The 13,732-nt window shown below is 55.8% G+C and carries 13 protein-coding genes; 2 read left to right on the forward strand and 11 right to left on the reverse strand.

Features of this window, described 5'->3' with window-relative positions:
- Window positions 1-82 precede the first annotated feature (82 nt).
- The 5 genes from KTH07_RS11305 to KTH07_RS11325 are packed head-to-tail and all read right to left on the reverse strand — an operon-like array spanning window position 83 to window position 5,308.
- Window positions 83-1,045 (reverse strand): spore coat U domain-containing protein, encoded by a 963-nt coding sequence (locus tag KTH07_RS11305; RefSeq protein WP_017384412.1) that lies wholly within the window; start codon window positions 1,043-1,045, stop codon window positions 83-85.
- Window positions 1,042-3,426, reverse strand: coding sequence for a fimbria/pilus outer membrane usher protein (locus KTH07_RS11310; protein ID WP_023303905.1), 2,385 nt, complete (start codon window positions 3,424-3,426; stop codon window positions 1,042-1,044). The genes KTH07_RS11305 and KTH07_RS11310 overlap by 4 nt, the downstream gene beginning before the upstream one ends.
- Window positions 3,402-4,163 carry a molecular chaperone gene (locus KTH07_RS11315; protein WP_063161938.1) on the reverse strand — a complete coding sequence of 254 codons (762 nt, stop codon included), beginning with the start codon at window positions 4,161-4,163 and terminating at the stop codon, window positions 3,402-3,404. Before KTH07_RS11315 ends, KTH07_RS11310 begins: the two co-directional genes overlap by 25 nt.
- A 16-nt stretch (window positions 4,164-4,179) precedes the next feature.
- Window positions 4,180-4,728, reverse strand: a complete 549-nt coding sequence (locus KTH07_RS11320) for a spore coat U domain-containing protein (protein WP_015570265.1) — start codon at window positions 4,726-4,728, stop codon at window positions 4,180-4,182.
- A gap of 7 nt (window positions 4,729-4,735) precedes the next feature.
- Window positions 4,736-5,308: a spore coat protein U domain-containing protein gene (locus KTH07_RS11325; RefSeq protein ID WP_063161939.1), complete on the reverse strand. Its 573-nt coding sequence runs from the start codon at window positions 5,306-5,308 to the stop codon at window positions 4,736-4,738.
- A gap of 427 nt (window positions 5,309-5,735) precedes the next feature.
- On the opposite strand from KTH07_RS11325, the gene KTH07_RS11330 reads away from it, so the two are divergent.
- Window positions 5,736-6,995 carry a dicarboxylate/amino acid:cation symporter gene (locus KTH07_RS11330; protein ID WP_023303909.1) on the forward strand — a complete coding sequence of 420 codons (1,260 nt, stop codon included), beginning with the start codon at window positions 5,736-5,738 and terminating at the stop codon, window positions 6,993-6,995.
- A 96-nt stretch (window positions 6,996-7,091) separates the two neighbouring features.
- On the opposite strand, the gene cheW is transcribed toward KTH07_RS11330, so the two are convergent.
- The 6 genes from cheW to flhD all read right to left on the reverse strand — a co-directional run bounded on the left by cheW (window position 7,092) and on the right by flhD (window position 12,497).
- The gene (gene cheW, locus KTH07_RS11335; protein ID WP_003859699.1) at window positions 7,092-7,595 is read right to left on the reverse strand and encodes a chemotaxis protein CheW; all 504 of its coding nucleotides are present in this window, start codon (window positions 7,593-7,595) and stop codon (window positions 7,092-7,094) included.
- Window positions 7,596-7,614: 19 nt separating this feature from the next.
- Window positions 7,615-9,624 carry a chemotaxis protein CheA gene (cheA, locus tag KTH07_RS11340; RefSeq protein ID WP_017384416.1) on the reverse strand — a complete coding sequence of 670 codons (2,010 nt, stop codon included), beginning with the start codon at window positions 9,622-9,624 and terminating at the stop codon, window positions 7,615-7,617.
- Between the two features lie 4 nt (window positions 9,625-9,628).
- A complete protein-coding gene (motB, locus tag KTH07_RS11345) occupies window positions 9,629-10,558 on the reverse strand; it encodes a flagellar motor protein MotB (RefSeq protein ID WP_017693230.1) in 930 nt (309 codons plus the stop codon).
- Window positions 10,555-11,442, reverse strand: coding sequence for a flagellar motor stator protein MotA (gene motA / locus KTH07_RS11350; protein WP_003859696.1), 888 nt, complete (start codon window positions 11,440-11,442; stop codon window positions 10,555-10,557). Before motA ends, motB begins: the two co-directional genes overlap by 4 nt.
- Before the next feature lie 123 nt (window positions 11,443-11,565).
- On the reverse strand, window positions 11,566-12,144 hold the full coding sequence (gene flhC, locus KTH07_RS11355; protein ID WP_003859695.1) for a flagellar transcriptional regulator FlhC: 579 nt from the start codon (window positions 12,142-12,144) through the stop codon (window positions 11,566-11,568).
- Between the two features lie 2 nt (window positions 12,145-12,146).
- Window positions 12,147-12,497, reverse strand: a complete 351-nt coding sequence (gene flhD / locus KTH07_RS11360; RefSeq protein ID WP_003859693.1) for a flagellar transcriptional regulator FlhD — start codon at window positions 12,495-12,497, stop codon at window positions 12,147-12,149.
- Between the two features lie 796 nt (window positions 12,498-13,293).
- On the opposite strand from flhD, the gene uspC reads away from it, so the two are divergent.
- Window positions 13,294-13,722: a universal stress protein UspC gene (gene uspC, locus KTH07_RS11365; protein WP_017384418.1), complete on the forward strand. Its 429-nt coding sequence runs from the start codon at window positions 13,294-13,296 to the stop codon at window positions 13,720-13,722.
- Window positions 13,723-13,732: the final 10 nt, after the last annotated feature.

Raw genomic sequence — 13,732 nt, forward strand, 5'->3', positions numbered from 1 at the left:
ACACCTTCTCATAGATTTATTAACGGTGTTATCGGCACAGGCCACAGGAACTTTACATTTGCGAAAGGGAAAAGCGCGGGAGTCAGAATGCGACGTCGACAATCAGCGTGTCGGTATAGGTTCCGGCAGGCGGCGTGGCCTGGCTGGTCAGAACTTTGGCGGTGTAGTTGTAGGTACGTAAAAGCCCGTCCGTACTGACCTGCGATGAGCTGGCGCTGGCCCAGCGCTCGCTGCCGCTGCTACCCCAGCGGTTGCTGGTCGCCTCTTTGTAGATGTCGTAACTCATGAAGTTGCTGCCGCTGACCATACGACGCACGTTGTTCAGGGCATTTGCCCCATTATTAATGCCTATGGTGTAGGTGCTGCCTTTGGTGCAGGTGACGGCAACCGACTGTGAAACGGTGGGAAAATTTTGCACCAGCGGCGCGCTGTTAAAATTCACGTCCGGCGTGGTCATGGTGCTGCAATCGTTGGTGACGGTCATGTTGAGGAGGATCGAGGTGGTTGCCGTACCGGTTTGCGGGGTCAGGCACGCTCCGACCGCGCCAACGGCGCACACGTTGTAGTTAATGCTGAACGTTAACAACACCTGATACGGCCCGGCGGTGACGTTCTGCCCCATTACGGTCCGGAAATAAAGGGGAATGTTGTAGCGCCTTGAACCCAGCAGCCCGAGCAGCGTGTTTCCGCTCCAGGTATAGGCTTTGCTGATTTGTATTTCACTGTTTCCGCCGCAGCCGGACGCCCCGCACAGCCGCGCAGGGATGACATCGGTAATAGCCGCGTTGTCCGTACGCTTCATGGTCGCCCGGCTATTCGCGAAGACGGATGCCGAGGTGTAATTCAGCGTCACCGAGTCGTTAGTTAACAGGTTGAGAACGGTATCGCAGGTCACCACCAGCGTGCCCGTCGTTTCCACTTCCCCGGTGCCGCTGAGTGCGAACGAGGTGACGCTGCCAAACGAGGCATTCACCGTACTGACGGTACAGGCCGCCCAGCTGCCGCCGGAGCACAGCAGCAGGAGCGCGATTAACAGGCGTCTCACGGCGCCTCCCGACAGGTCAGCGGACCGTAGGTTTGCAGCTTATGTTCAGGGTTTGCGCCAACGGTCAGCGTTGCCGTACAGCGTTTACCCTCCGGGGTGATGACCTCGAGCGGATTCACGTCGTTGAGGTTTTCCAGCCAGGCGAGGCCGTCGTAGCCGACAACCGCGCTGCTGCGGGACGCGCGTCTGACCTGGCTTCCTACCGGGATCGCATTGCCCTGCGCATCGTGCAGGATCACGCTGGCAACCCGCTCCTGCTCCATCGGGAAATCCACCAGATAACCGTTATGCCGACGAATCGCCACCCGACGCTCGGTCTCTTTCAGCCGGGTATCCGCAGGTAAGTTCAGGGTATCAATGCGGTAACTTGCCGGGTAATAGGCGGAAACGCCGCTCACCAGCAGATAGCCTTTGTTATTGGTTTTTCCGACCGGCTGGTTTTCGTAGCTGACGGGAACATCCGGATGACCGTCGGTGCTGATCACCACAAACGCATCGTTGATTTTGTTCGCCGCAAACAGCTCACCGTCCATCAGCACGACAGAGCCCATCGCCTCGCCCCACCAGGTCATCATGCCCTTCTCACCGTAGCCGCCGCCCTGTAGCTCCACGTTGTTATTCCGCCAGCCGAGCGTGGCCTGCTGATAGTTACTCGACCGCGACTGGTTGGCCCAGGCCATGTTCCAGCTAAAGCCGCCGTCTGAAGGCATCGAGTGGTTGTAGTTAATGCGTTGAGTGCTGCCTGCGTCAGGGGTGTTTTCAAAGGTGACGGCGGCGCTGTCACGTTCGCCGAGGGGAACCTGCAACGACAGCGCAACCGTCCAGTCGCCTCGCTGCTGGTCACGGCTGGCAGCCAGATAAATACTGCTTGAGCCCCACAGATTACGGCTCCAGGAGAGGTTGAGCAGTTCAGTTTTCTGGCTGTCAAAACTCTCAACGCCGATCCACGCCGCGCCGATATTGCCGTATCCGCCGAGGTTAAAGGTTAAGGAATACTGGTCGGTATTGCGGCTCAGGCTGGCAACGGGGTTATCATTTTCATCATAAACGGTGGGCTGATCGTACAGGGCGAGATTGCCGAAGCCACGGTCGCGTCGGGTATGCTGGGTCGCTACGCTAAACTCGCTGGTGTTGTACTGATAGCCCCAGTTTATCTGGCCGCCGCTATCGCCGCGCATGCGGCTTTGGGTCCACGAGGTATTTACCACGCCAAAACGCCCGAGCTTCAGCACCGTGCCCGCACCGCCGAGCGCCAGCGACTCCGCCCCTTCCGCATGCCCCTCCAGCGTCAGCCAGTCGGTCACCCCGTAGCGGTACGATCCGCTGCCCGCCGCCGGGCCATAGTCAAAATTCTCAATACCGTAGTTACGCCGCAGGCTGCCCAGCGTCACGGCGCCGTCGCTTAACCCCTGCTTAAGCAGATCGCTGCTGACATAAAACGGCAGCGTGGTACTCACCTGACGTCCCAGCGCATCCGTGGTAACCAGTACCGCATCCCCGGCACCGTTGATATACGGCAGATTGGTGAGGGTAAACGGCCCCGGCTGAAGGCGGGTGGAGCCGGAACGGTAGCCATTAATAAAGAGATCGACCGAGGTCGGGACGGCCGCCTCGCCGGAAAACGCGGGCAGTGGCCAGGTCACCAGATCCGGACGCAGGGAGAAGTCGCGCCCGTAGCTGATCCCGCCCATGCGCACGCTGGTGCTCCAGCTCAGCGCATCGCTGATGACGTCCCCGGCGGACCAGGTGGTGGCATCCTCTTCGTTGGTGATCAGTAACGTAGAGTCATAACGCACATACCCTTCCTGCTGTCCGCTGTTACCGGTGAAATTCTGCCGGGCGTAGCCCGTCGATGAAAATGAATAATCCTCATTGAAATAACGGAACTCGTGCCAGACCGACGCCTGGCCGCCCGTGTGTTCGGAATGATTGGTATAAACGTCGTAATTGAGCAGCGCGCCGCGGCCATAGTGCGGTTTGCTTTGCGTGCTCTGCTCACTGAAAGGCGTGATCCGCGCGGCAACCCAGTCCCGGGGGACCGTCAGCAACAGGCGCTGGGCCGTGCTGTCGTACTCTGCGCGTACCGACGTAAGCGTCGAGAGATTCACCTCTCCGGCTGGCACATGCGCGGGCGGCAGCCCGGCGCGGAGCAAATCCGCGCCCGAAATAAACCAGGCGCCCTCACGCTGCGTCACCGGCACCACCAGACCCGTGTCATAGTGGTTCAGCACCAGGGCGAGCTGGAATACTGCTTCGCCGTTCATCGTCCGTGCATCCGGCGGCGGCGGTAAACTGTCGTCGCCGGTTTCGGCAAAGGCGCTGGTACTGACGCAAAGCAGGATCATCATCGCCGGTTTCAGTTGACGGGCGTCGATTGCCATTGCGTATCCCTGGCATTAATTTGCGCGCTCATCCGGTTCGGCTGATAAATCCCTGCCGGAAGCGGCCAGCTTCGGGTGCTGCCTGGCAGCACATAACCCAGCAGCCCCTCGGCAACCGTGCGTTTTTGCCCGCCCTGCTCAACCGCAACCTGGCTGAGCCGGACGTGAACATCCCCCTGATTACGGACCTGAAACGCGGGTTTCCCCCCCTCCTGAACGACCCGCCAGCTCAGCTGTTGCGTGTTCGCCAGCGCGTGGTGCGCCCCTTCGTTGAGGGTGTGGATCCCCTGCCCATAAACAAATAAAGGAATCGAATAGCGCATTTGCAGTTTGAGGCCCATGGACGGTTCCGCTTTGGCATCCGGCTGGGGAATTTCATCCACAATAATGCGGTAAGCCTGCTCAACCCCCGACGGGATCGTCCCCTGCTTGATGAGGCGAATAAGCTGTTTACTGCCTTTGGCGATGGTCACGATCGGCGGGCTGGCAACCACATCCTGCTGGGCGGTGTATCGCTCATATCCTCCCTCCTGCTTCCAGCGCACAATACGCACCTGCATTGTCGTGGCGCTGTTGCCCTGATTCTGGATCCACAATTCAGTTGCTCTGGCCTCTGCCGACAGCCACGGATCGATGGGCCACAGAAGAATGGTTGCCGCTGCCTGCGCCTGGCCCGCTGCCAGAGCCGTTGCCCCCAACAGACCCACCAGGCCCGATCGCCTGAAAAATGGCTTCATCGATGTTCTCCCTTTCCTACCATGACAAGGTCACGGTGAGTTGATCTGAATATGTTCCCGGCAGGCTAAACCCCGTCAGGAGCGCGACGCCAAAAAGAGGCAGCGCGATGTTATTGCTGTTGGTATAGGTAATCGGTATGGCCTGGTTAACCCCAATTTCACTGTTCGCCGCCAGAGAGCTGCTGCTATAGAGCCGGTAACCAACAACTTCGGTCCCGCCTGAACGCGTCATCCGTCGCACCGAGCTGTAATTCTGGCCGCCGTCAATGCTCATGCTCAGCGCCACGCCCGGCGTGCAGGCGATGGACAACGCGCCGTCGGCGACAAAGCTGGTGCTGACCGGCGTGTTGTCCACGCCATTGCGGGTTCCAAAATCCAGCGTCCCAAAGCGCCCGCCCGTGCCGGTACTCACCGAGCACCCTGGTACTACCGTCGCGCTCACCCTGAAGGACTGGGAGGTTACCGCCCCGGCGTCGCAGATCATCATCAGCGCGACGATCAGAGCCAAAAAAGGGTGCACGACGCCCTCTGCGCTTTCGCGCAGACATAAACACAATGCCTTCATGGCTGAATCAGTAGGTGACGCTGACGTTAATCGTGTCGGTATAGGTTCCCGGTACAACCGTTACGCTATTGCCGCCGCCCGTTATGCGCCCGTAGAGGGTATAGCTGTTCACCCCGCCCGCTGTGGAAGCTACGGGCAACGCGGCGTTGTTAGCGATCACGTTATTGTACCCGCTGTCGCTATAGAGGCTGTATGCCACGCCCTGTGCCGCATTGGCGGTGTTCACCAGATAGCGGGCGGGTGTGCCAGGGGTGCCAACAACGGTTCCGGGTGCGGTCGCGTTGGTGTTGCCGGTGATCGCCACCGTGTAACTGGCAGTGGTACATTGAATGGTAAAGGTGTTTCCGCTGCTGGCTCCGGTTAACTGGGTTGTCAGGGTGGAGAATGTCGCAGGATGGGTCCCGAAATCGAGTGTCCCGAAGTTAATGCCGTTTTGCGTTGGCGAGCCGTTGATCAAACAACCGTTCGTCAGCGTCAGCGTCGCCCCGATAGTACCGCTACTGGTGACTGCCAGCGCCTGACCGACAGTCGCCGCCGACAGCAGTGTACCCGCGCAGATAAAAAGAAGTTTTCTTTTCATTTACCACCCTCCAGAAGAAATAATGGTTCGCTTGCCCTATTTTATTCATACTGTTCAATATGTTAGCCCCGCTTAAACATTCCCCGGCGCGGTTACTGAGAATTTAGTTTATGGTTCACGCTTCAACCACTTTCAACGAAGGTGAGACACCCGCCCTCCAATTAACAGACTATTAACAAACATTACAAAGAGTTAGCAAAATAAAACGGGCATTATTCTTGCTTAATTTGAGGATATATCGCCTGTAATGTGATCCGCGTCACAATATATCGTCATTGTAAAAACAACGAATTTCATAAAAATTAAAAACAAGTTGTAACTCACGCAGCTTTACTTCAATTTATGCCCCGAATATTTTCCTGCGCTTAAATAAAAATTTTGTATGCATTGACGCAGGAAACTCTTTTAGCGCATAGAGGATCTTTTTGTGGCAAGTGCAAACAAACTCACGCTCTTCATCGTGATTTTCATGCTGGCGGGCATTCTTTCAGGTGCGGCAATCCATGAGTATGCTTCGCCCGACGCGATACAGGCCTGGTCGGAGAACATCACCCTGCTGACCGATATTTTCCTGCGGCTGATTAAGATGGTGATTGCCCCGCTGGTGTTCAGCACCCTGACGGTGGGCATTATGAAGCTGGGTGAAACGTCGACGATTGGACGCGTCGGGGGTAAAGCGATGGTGTGGTTTATCAGCTCATCCGTGCTTTCCATTCTGGTGGGGCTGTTTATTGTTACCCTTGAACAACCCGGCAGCGGTCTGAACCTGAGCATTCCGACAGAGACGGTTGATACCGGCCTGGCCGTTAGCGGGATGTCGCTGAAAGCCTTCCTGTCACACACCATTCCAACCAGCATTGCCGGCGCGATGGCGAACAATGAGATCCTGCAAATTGTGGTCTTCTCGATGTTCTTCGGCATCGGCGGCGCGTCATTAGGTCAAAAATTCAACTCCCCGCTGGTGGCGGCGCTGGATGTGGTCTCCCACATTATGCTGAAAGTGACGGGCTACGTGATGTACGTTGCGCCGCTGGCCATTTTTGCCGCGATTTCGTCCGTGATTGCCACTCAGGGTCTGGGCATTTTGCTGAACTATGCCTCGTTCATTGGCGGTTACTATGTGGCGATCCTTCTGACCTGTCTGGTATTGCTGGCGGTAGGTTACATGGTACTGAAAAAAGAGATTTTACGTCTGGTGGCGATGCTGAAAGATCCGGTGCTGGTCGCGTTTACCACCAGCAGCTCAGAAGCGGCATACCCGAAAACGCTGGAGCAGTTAGCGCGCTTCGGCTGTTCACGTAATATCGCCTCTTTCGTCCTGCCGATCGGCTACTCGTTTAACCTGGTCGGCTCCATGGTGTACTGCTCGTTCGCCTCGATGTTTATCGCCCAGGCATACAACATTCACCTGAGTTTCACCGAGGTGACGGTGCTAATGTTAACGTTGATGCTGGCCTCGAAAGGGATTGCGGGCGTACCGCGCTCGTCGCTGGTGGTGCTGGCGGCGACCATTCCGAGCTTTAACATTCCGGTGGCCGGGATCCTGCTCCTGATGGGGATTGACCATTTCCTGGATATGGGACGATCGGCCATCAACGTGCTGGGGAACGGGATTGCAACGGCGATGCTGTCGCAGAATGAAGGGGCGCGGGAAGCGGAAGCAGCGCTGGTGGAGCAGGAGGCGTAAGGTTACAAAAGAGCCGGGTGGCGCTGACGCTTACCCGGCCTACGTGTTCGAGCCATTTGTAGGCCGGGTAAGGCGAAGCCGCCACCCGGCTTTGTTTTATGCTACATGATTCGCCGCGATATCCAGCAGCGCCATCTCTTCGCTGTTCAGCAGCTTCTCAATATTCACCAGAATCAGCATACGCTCGCCGAGCGCACCCAGCCCCGTCAGGTATTCCGTCGACAGCGTGACCGCAAACTCCGGCGCAGGACGGATTTGATCGGCGGTCAGCGACAGCACATCAGACACGCCATCCACCACGATCCCCACCACGCGCTGCCCCAGATTCAGGACGATCACCACCGTGTTATCGTTGTACTCCACATCGCCCTGGCTAAACTTCACGCGCAGGTCCACGATAGGCACAATCACACCGCGCAGGTTGGTCACACCCTTGATAAACGCTGGCGTGTTCGCAATGCGCGTTACCTGGTCGTAACCGCGAATTTCCTGCACTTTCAGGATGTCGATACCGTACTCTTCATCCCCTAAAGTGAAAACCAGGAATTCCTGTCCAGATGGCTCGCCCGCCAGTTTCGTTACGTTACTCATACCGGTCATGTTATTACCTTTTACTTAATCAGGCGGCTGTGTTCGCCACACGTTGTTCACGATTTAATCCCTGAAGTGCCGATACATCGACGATCAGCGCGACGCTACCATCACCCAGGATGGTGGCAGCAGAGATCCCCGGCACTTTGCGGTAGTTACTTTCCAGGTTCTTAACCACCACCTGATGCTGACCAATCAGCTGATCGACCAGCAGCGCGTAGCGGCGTCCGGCGCTTTGCAGGATCACAACGATACCCTGCGTGGCCTCGGTTTTTGCCCCGTCCACTTCAAACACTTTCCACAGTTCCACCAGCGGCAGGTACTCGCCGCGCACTTCGAGCACGCGCTCGCCGCCCGCCAGCGGATGCAGATCTTCTTCACGCGGCTGGAGGGACTCCATCACCGCGTTCAGCGGCAGAATAAAGACTTCGTCCGCCACTTTAACGGACATGCCGTCAAGAATGGCCAGCGTCAGCGGCAACAGGATACGAATCGTGGTGCCCGCGCCCTGCTTAGACTGGATCTCAACGTGACCGCCCATCTCCTGAATGTTACGTTTCACCACGTCCATGCCCACGCCGCGGCCGGAAACGTCGGTGACCTGCTCTGCGGTTGAGAAGCCCGGGGCAAAAATCAACATACCCACTTCTTCGTCGGTCATATTTTCGTTGACCGCCATTCCCTGCGAAATCGCCTTCGCCAGAATGCGCTCGCGGTTCAGGCCCGCGCCGTCATCGGTCACTTCGATGCAGATGTTGCCGCCCTGATGTTCCGCTGACAGGATCAGGTTGCCCACGGGCGATTTTCCGGCTGCTACGCGGTTTTCCGGCAGCTCGATGCCGTGGTCGAGGCTGTTACGCACCAGGTGCGTTAACGGATCGATAATGCGTTCAATCAGGCTCTTGTCCAGCTCGGTGGAGCTGCCCATCAGCGTGAGTTCGATCTGTTTGTTGAGCTTGCCGGCCAGGTCGCGCACCAGGCGCGGGAAGCGGCTGAAGACATATTCCATCGGCATCATGCGGATGGACATCACCGATTCCTGTAAATCGCGGGCGTTACGTTGTAACTGGCCCATGCTGGTGATGAGATCGCCATGGGTCACCGGGTCCAGCTCGTTGGAGCGCTGGGCCAGCATCGACTGGGTGATGACCAGTTCACCCACCAGGTTGATCAGCTGATCCACTTTCTCCACCGCCACGCGAATGCTCGTGGACTCGCTGGAACGCGCCGCTGGTTTTTCACCGCGGGCCGGAGCGGCCGTCTCTTTTGGCACGGCTTTCAGGGCCGGGGCAGCGGCAACTACCGCAGGGGTATTCTCTGCCGGAGCAGGCGCTTCAACGGCCGCCGCCTCGGTTTCAAACGCAATCTGATCCGCTTCAATCACGAAGCAGAGCACCGCCACGATGTCATCCTGGCCAATCCCGCCGTCGAGCGTCGCGGCCAGGCTGTCTTTGCCCTTCACCACGTTGCTGAGCGTCGCCAGGTTCCCCAGCTCCTCTTCCAGCAGGTTGACCTCGTTCTCCTTCAGACGTGACAGCACTACGCGCAGTTTTCCTGCGGGCGCGTCAGGCGCCGTATCGGGTTCGGCCACGGCGTCAACAACGCTCAGTTTTGCCGCAGGGACAGCGGGCGCAGACGCCTCACCTTTGGCTTCCAGCGCTAACTGACGCAGCGCGTTGCAGATGTATTCAAAGCTGGCGGCATCAGGCTCTGCCGAACTTTTATAGGCGTCGAGCTGTTCCTGCATAATATCTTTCGTTTCCAAAAACAGGTTGATAATGTCGGTATTGAGCTGCATCTCACCGCGTCGTGCTTCATCCAGCAGGTTTTCCATTAAATGGGTGGTTTCCTGCAAAATGGTAAATCCAAACGTTCCGGCTCCGCCTTTAATGGAATGCGCCGCACGGAAGATGGCATTGAGCTGTTCTGAGTCCGGTGCCTCGGGCACCAGATCCAGCAAATGTTGCTCCATATCGGCCAACAATTCGTCGGCTTCATCAAAAAATGTCTGGTAAAAATCGGTAATATCCATGCTCACGCTATCACCTCGGATTGGCTGGTGGCGATGTTGGAACGGCAGCCGAAGGGACGGCCCCAGGCTGTTTTAAATCGTCCAGTGACTCATTCTGACTTTCGGCGTTTTCATGCAGGATGGCCTGCTCCGCCTGCTGGTTCAGCACTAAAAGACTGATACGACGGTTGATGGCGTCATCCGGTCCGCGGTCAGTCAGGCGCATGGTTGCAGCCATGCCGACCACGCGCAGGACCTTGCCATCATCAAGCCCACCCGCCACCAGCTCGCGACGCGAGGCGTTGGCGCGATCGGCAGAAAGCTCCCAGTTGCTGTATCCCTTCTCTCCCGTGGCGTACGGGAAATCATCCGTGTGTCCGGACAGGCTAATGCGGTTAGGAATACCGTTCAGCACCGGTGCAATCGCACGCAGAATATCGCGCATGTAGGGCTCCACGTCGGCGCTGCCGGTTTTAAACATCGGCCGGTTCTGGCTGTCGATGATCTGAATACGCAGCCCTTCCTGTACCAGGTCAATTTTCAGATGCGGACGCAGCGCGCGCAGCTTAGGGTCTGCTTCAATCAGCTGATCCAGGTCACCGCGCAGTTTTTTCAGACGCGCCTGCTCCATCTTTTTTTTCAGCTCGTCGATGTTAGGCTGTTTTTTCACTTCACCCTGCTGCTGGGTGTAATCGTCACCGCCGCCGGGGATCGGGCTGTCGCTGTTAGAAATGCGCGGCCCGCCGGTAACCGCCGTCGCCAGCGGCGTTCTGAAATATTCCGCAATCTGAATAAGCTCTTTCGGGCTGGAGATGGAGATTAGCCACATCACCAGAAAGAAGGCCATCATGGCGGTCATAAAGTCGGCGTACGCGATCTTCCAGGAGCCGTGAGAACCGTGCCCGTGCCCCTTATGCTTGCGCTTTTTTACGATGACGATCGGATGGGACTGGTTTTTCATGCGTCCTCAGTTGTCGTCTGTTGGTTAGGGTTTTTCACCGCGCGCACGTGCTCTTCCAGTTCGATAAACGACGGACGTTCGCTGGAGTAAAGCGTCTTACGACCAAATTCGACGGCAATCGGTGGCGCATAGCCGTTGAGGTTTGAGAGCAGCGTAATTTTCACGCACTGCATCATTTTGGTGGTTTCGGCGCTCTTCTGGCGCAGCACGCTCGCCAGCGGGGAGATAAAGCCGTAGGCCAGTAAAATACCGAGGAACGTCCCCACCATCGCGTGGGCAATCAGCGCCCCCAGTTCAGCCGCCGGGCGATCCGCCGAGGCCAGGGCATGAACGACGCCCATGACCGCCGCCACGATGCCGAACGCCGGAAGCGAGTCGCCCACCAGCGCCAGGCTGTTGGCCGGTACTTCGGACTCGCTCTCGTGGGTTTCGATCTCTTCGTCCATCAGGGCTTCAATTTCGAAGGTGTTCATGTTGCCGCTGATGATCAGTCGCAGGTAATCGACGATAAAATCGAGCATCATCGCGTCGGCCAGAATACGCGGGTAGCTGGCGAAAATTTCGCTCTCTTTCGGGTTTTCGATGTCCCGCTCCAGCGAGAACATCCCCTGCTGACGTGACTTCGCCATCAGGCGATAGAGCAGCGCCAGCAGATCCATATACATGCTTTTGGTGTATTTCGAGCGACGAAACAGCAGCGGAATCGCCTTCAGCGTGCCCTTGATCGATTTACCGTTGTTACCAACGATAAAAGCCCCTACCCCTGCACCGCCGATGATGACAAGTTCAGCCGGTTGATAGAGTGCTCCAAGGTGCCCGCCGGTCATCATGTAACCGCCGAAAACTGTACCGAGAACTACCAGGTAACCTAATAAGATAAGCACGACATCATCCTTCCGCTAGTGACTATGGCAGGACGTTCATTTCGAGCGCATGACCTGAACGCAGGGTAAAAAAAAGCAGCGGTAATCGCTTACCGCTGCTGGAATCTTGCCCACAGGTTCGGGTTAAACAGCGTGTTCGATCTGTTCATCCAGCAGTTGTGGAATAATATCGGCAGCATCCCGGGAAAGTTTACGTCTTTTTACGGCTCGGGATGGAGGCTGGCACAAACTACAGGCGAAGCTGCCCGCAGGCTGGTGCGCGTGGGTAATGAAATTGCCGTCACAGCAGTTGCAGCGGGACAATTCAAGCATTCCGCTTTCAACAAAACGCACCAGCGTCCAGGCGCGGGTCAGCGCCAGCAGGGGTCCCTCTTCCTGCTGCGGGCATTGCTCAAGGTAAAGTTTGTAGGCTTTGATCACGGCATCAACGCCGCTGCATAAGCCCGTTTTAAGCAGGTACTGCCAGGCGTTACAGAACATGGAAGCATGAATGTTCTGCTCCCAGGTCATGAACCAGTCAGTCGAAAACGGCAGCATGCCTTTTGGCGGCGGGCTACCACGCAATTCTTTGTACAGCTTGATCAGACGACCACGGCTCAGCTGCGTCTCGCTTTCCAGCATTTGTAAACGCGCACCGAGCGTGATGAGTTCCATCGCCAGCTGGATATCACGGGCTTCCTGAACAATGCTTTTTTCGCTCATTGTTAAGCCCTTTTCTTCCGGGCTACGTCATCAGGCTGGCTGATTTCGTTGAGCAGGCGGGTGGAGAGAAGAATACCAGTGTGGATCTGTTGCAGATCGTCCACGCGGGATTCCTGAGTCAGACGCGTAATGGTCTGCGGGTTATCAAAACGGAACTGGCAGACAAGTTGATTGGTTTCAGCCAGCTTGACCATTTGCGGGAGGGTTAATCCACCCAGCATGGTTGCCATCTCTTCGTTAACACCCAGACGAAACATCGCTGACGGTTTGTCCTGACTAATCAAACGCTGCGCGAGCAATAAATACGACAAATTGATGTCATAAATATGTTTTAGCAACTCGGATGTATGCATTTTTCCCATCCCGAATAACCAACTATTATTTTTATGCGGAAAGACCGCACCCCGTGATGTCGCCGGGAAATCACCCGGTATAAAAAGAAAAGGCCAAATGCATAGTTGAATTTAGGTTTGTACGTCGTAAAGCGCGTGACCGGTTAACATGGCCAAAATGTCGGTTACACATTTTATCTTTTCTTACAAATAACTAAGATTTTTCCTAATTCGACGCAAACTCTACTCGTCAGTTTTGACACATACAATGCAGCCCCCCCTGGAATTTAAAAAAAATGTGATCTACGTCACATAATTTACGCGAATGTAACCCATAAATCCATCAGCGTGACTTGTAATTTGACTATTTATTGAGCAACTGAAGCTTGTTTATATTCTTATGGAACGAATACTCATGCAGAGGGATGAGGGGATCGGGTATGAAAATTGCTACGTCGAAGAAGCACTACCCTTTCGCGTCACAACGGGCGCGAACGCCAGAGAAGAGGCGGAGTTAATTAAGTAAAAACAGCAGCTTAAGTTTTCCTTTCGAGAAAAAAGTTTCCATGGGTAACCATCACGCTTGCGTTGACGATCGGTTAACGCGATTTAACAGCACGGAAGGCTAAATGTGTGATTTACGTTAAGTTGTTAATTACTTTCATTTAGCGTCCCCATTTCGTTATTCTTCTTATAAGAATAATTAATGAATAATTATGATAAGCTTCACACTATTGTCGCATGTGCCTCTTGCAGAAGCGGCAGATTCGCGGTAAAGCTTGAGAAACGTGTCATTCTGACATAAAAGGAGTGTGTGATGAGTTACTCCCATCTTCTTGTTTCTGTTGCGGTTTCCCCCGAAAGTCATCAACTCGTCGCCCGTGCCGTTTCCATTGCCCGCCCGAATAATGCCCGCATAAGTCTGATCACCCTGGCAGCTGAACCCGAAATGTATAATCAACTGGCAGCGCCAATGCTGGAAGATATTCGTGAGGTTCTTCAGGAGGAAACGCAGCAATTTCTGCGCGAGCTGGTTGAGCGGGCAAAATATCCTGTCCACCAGACGGTGATTGCCACCGGCGAGTTAAGTGGACATATTCTCGACATTTGTCAGAAACAGAATGTTGACCTTGTCATTTGCGGAAATCATAACCAGAGCTTTTTTTCCCGGGCGGCATGCTCGGCAAAATCCATCGTTTCGTCAAGCCAGGTGGATGTCCTGCTGGTGCCTCTCGGGGGCAATTAATGCCCCCGGA

The organism is Enterobacter cloacae complex sp. ECL72, assembly GCF_019056635.1.
In the GTDB taxonomy this organism is placed as follows: Bacteria; Pseudomonadota; Gammaproteobacteria; order Enterobacterales; family Enterobacteriaceae; genus Enterobacter; species Enterobacter hormaechei_C.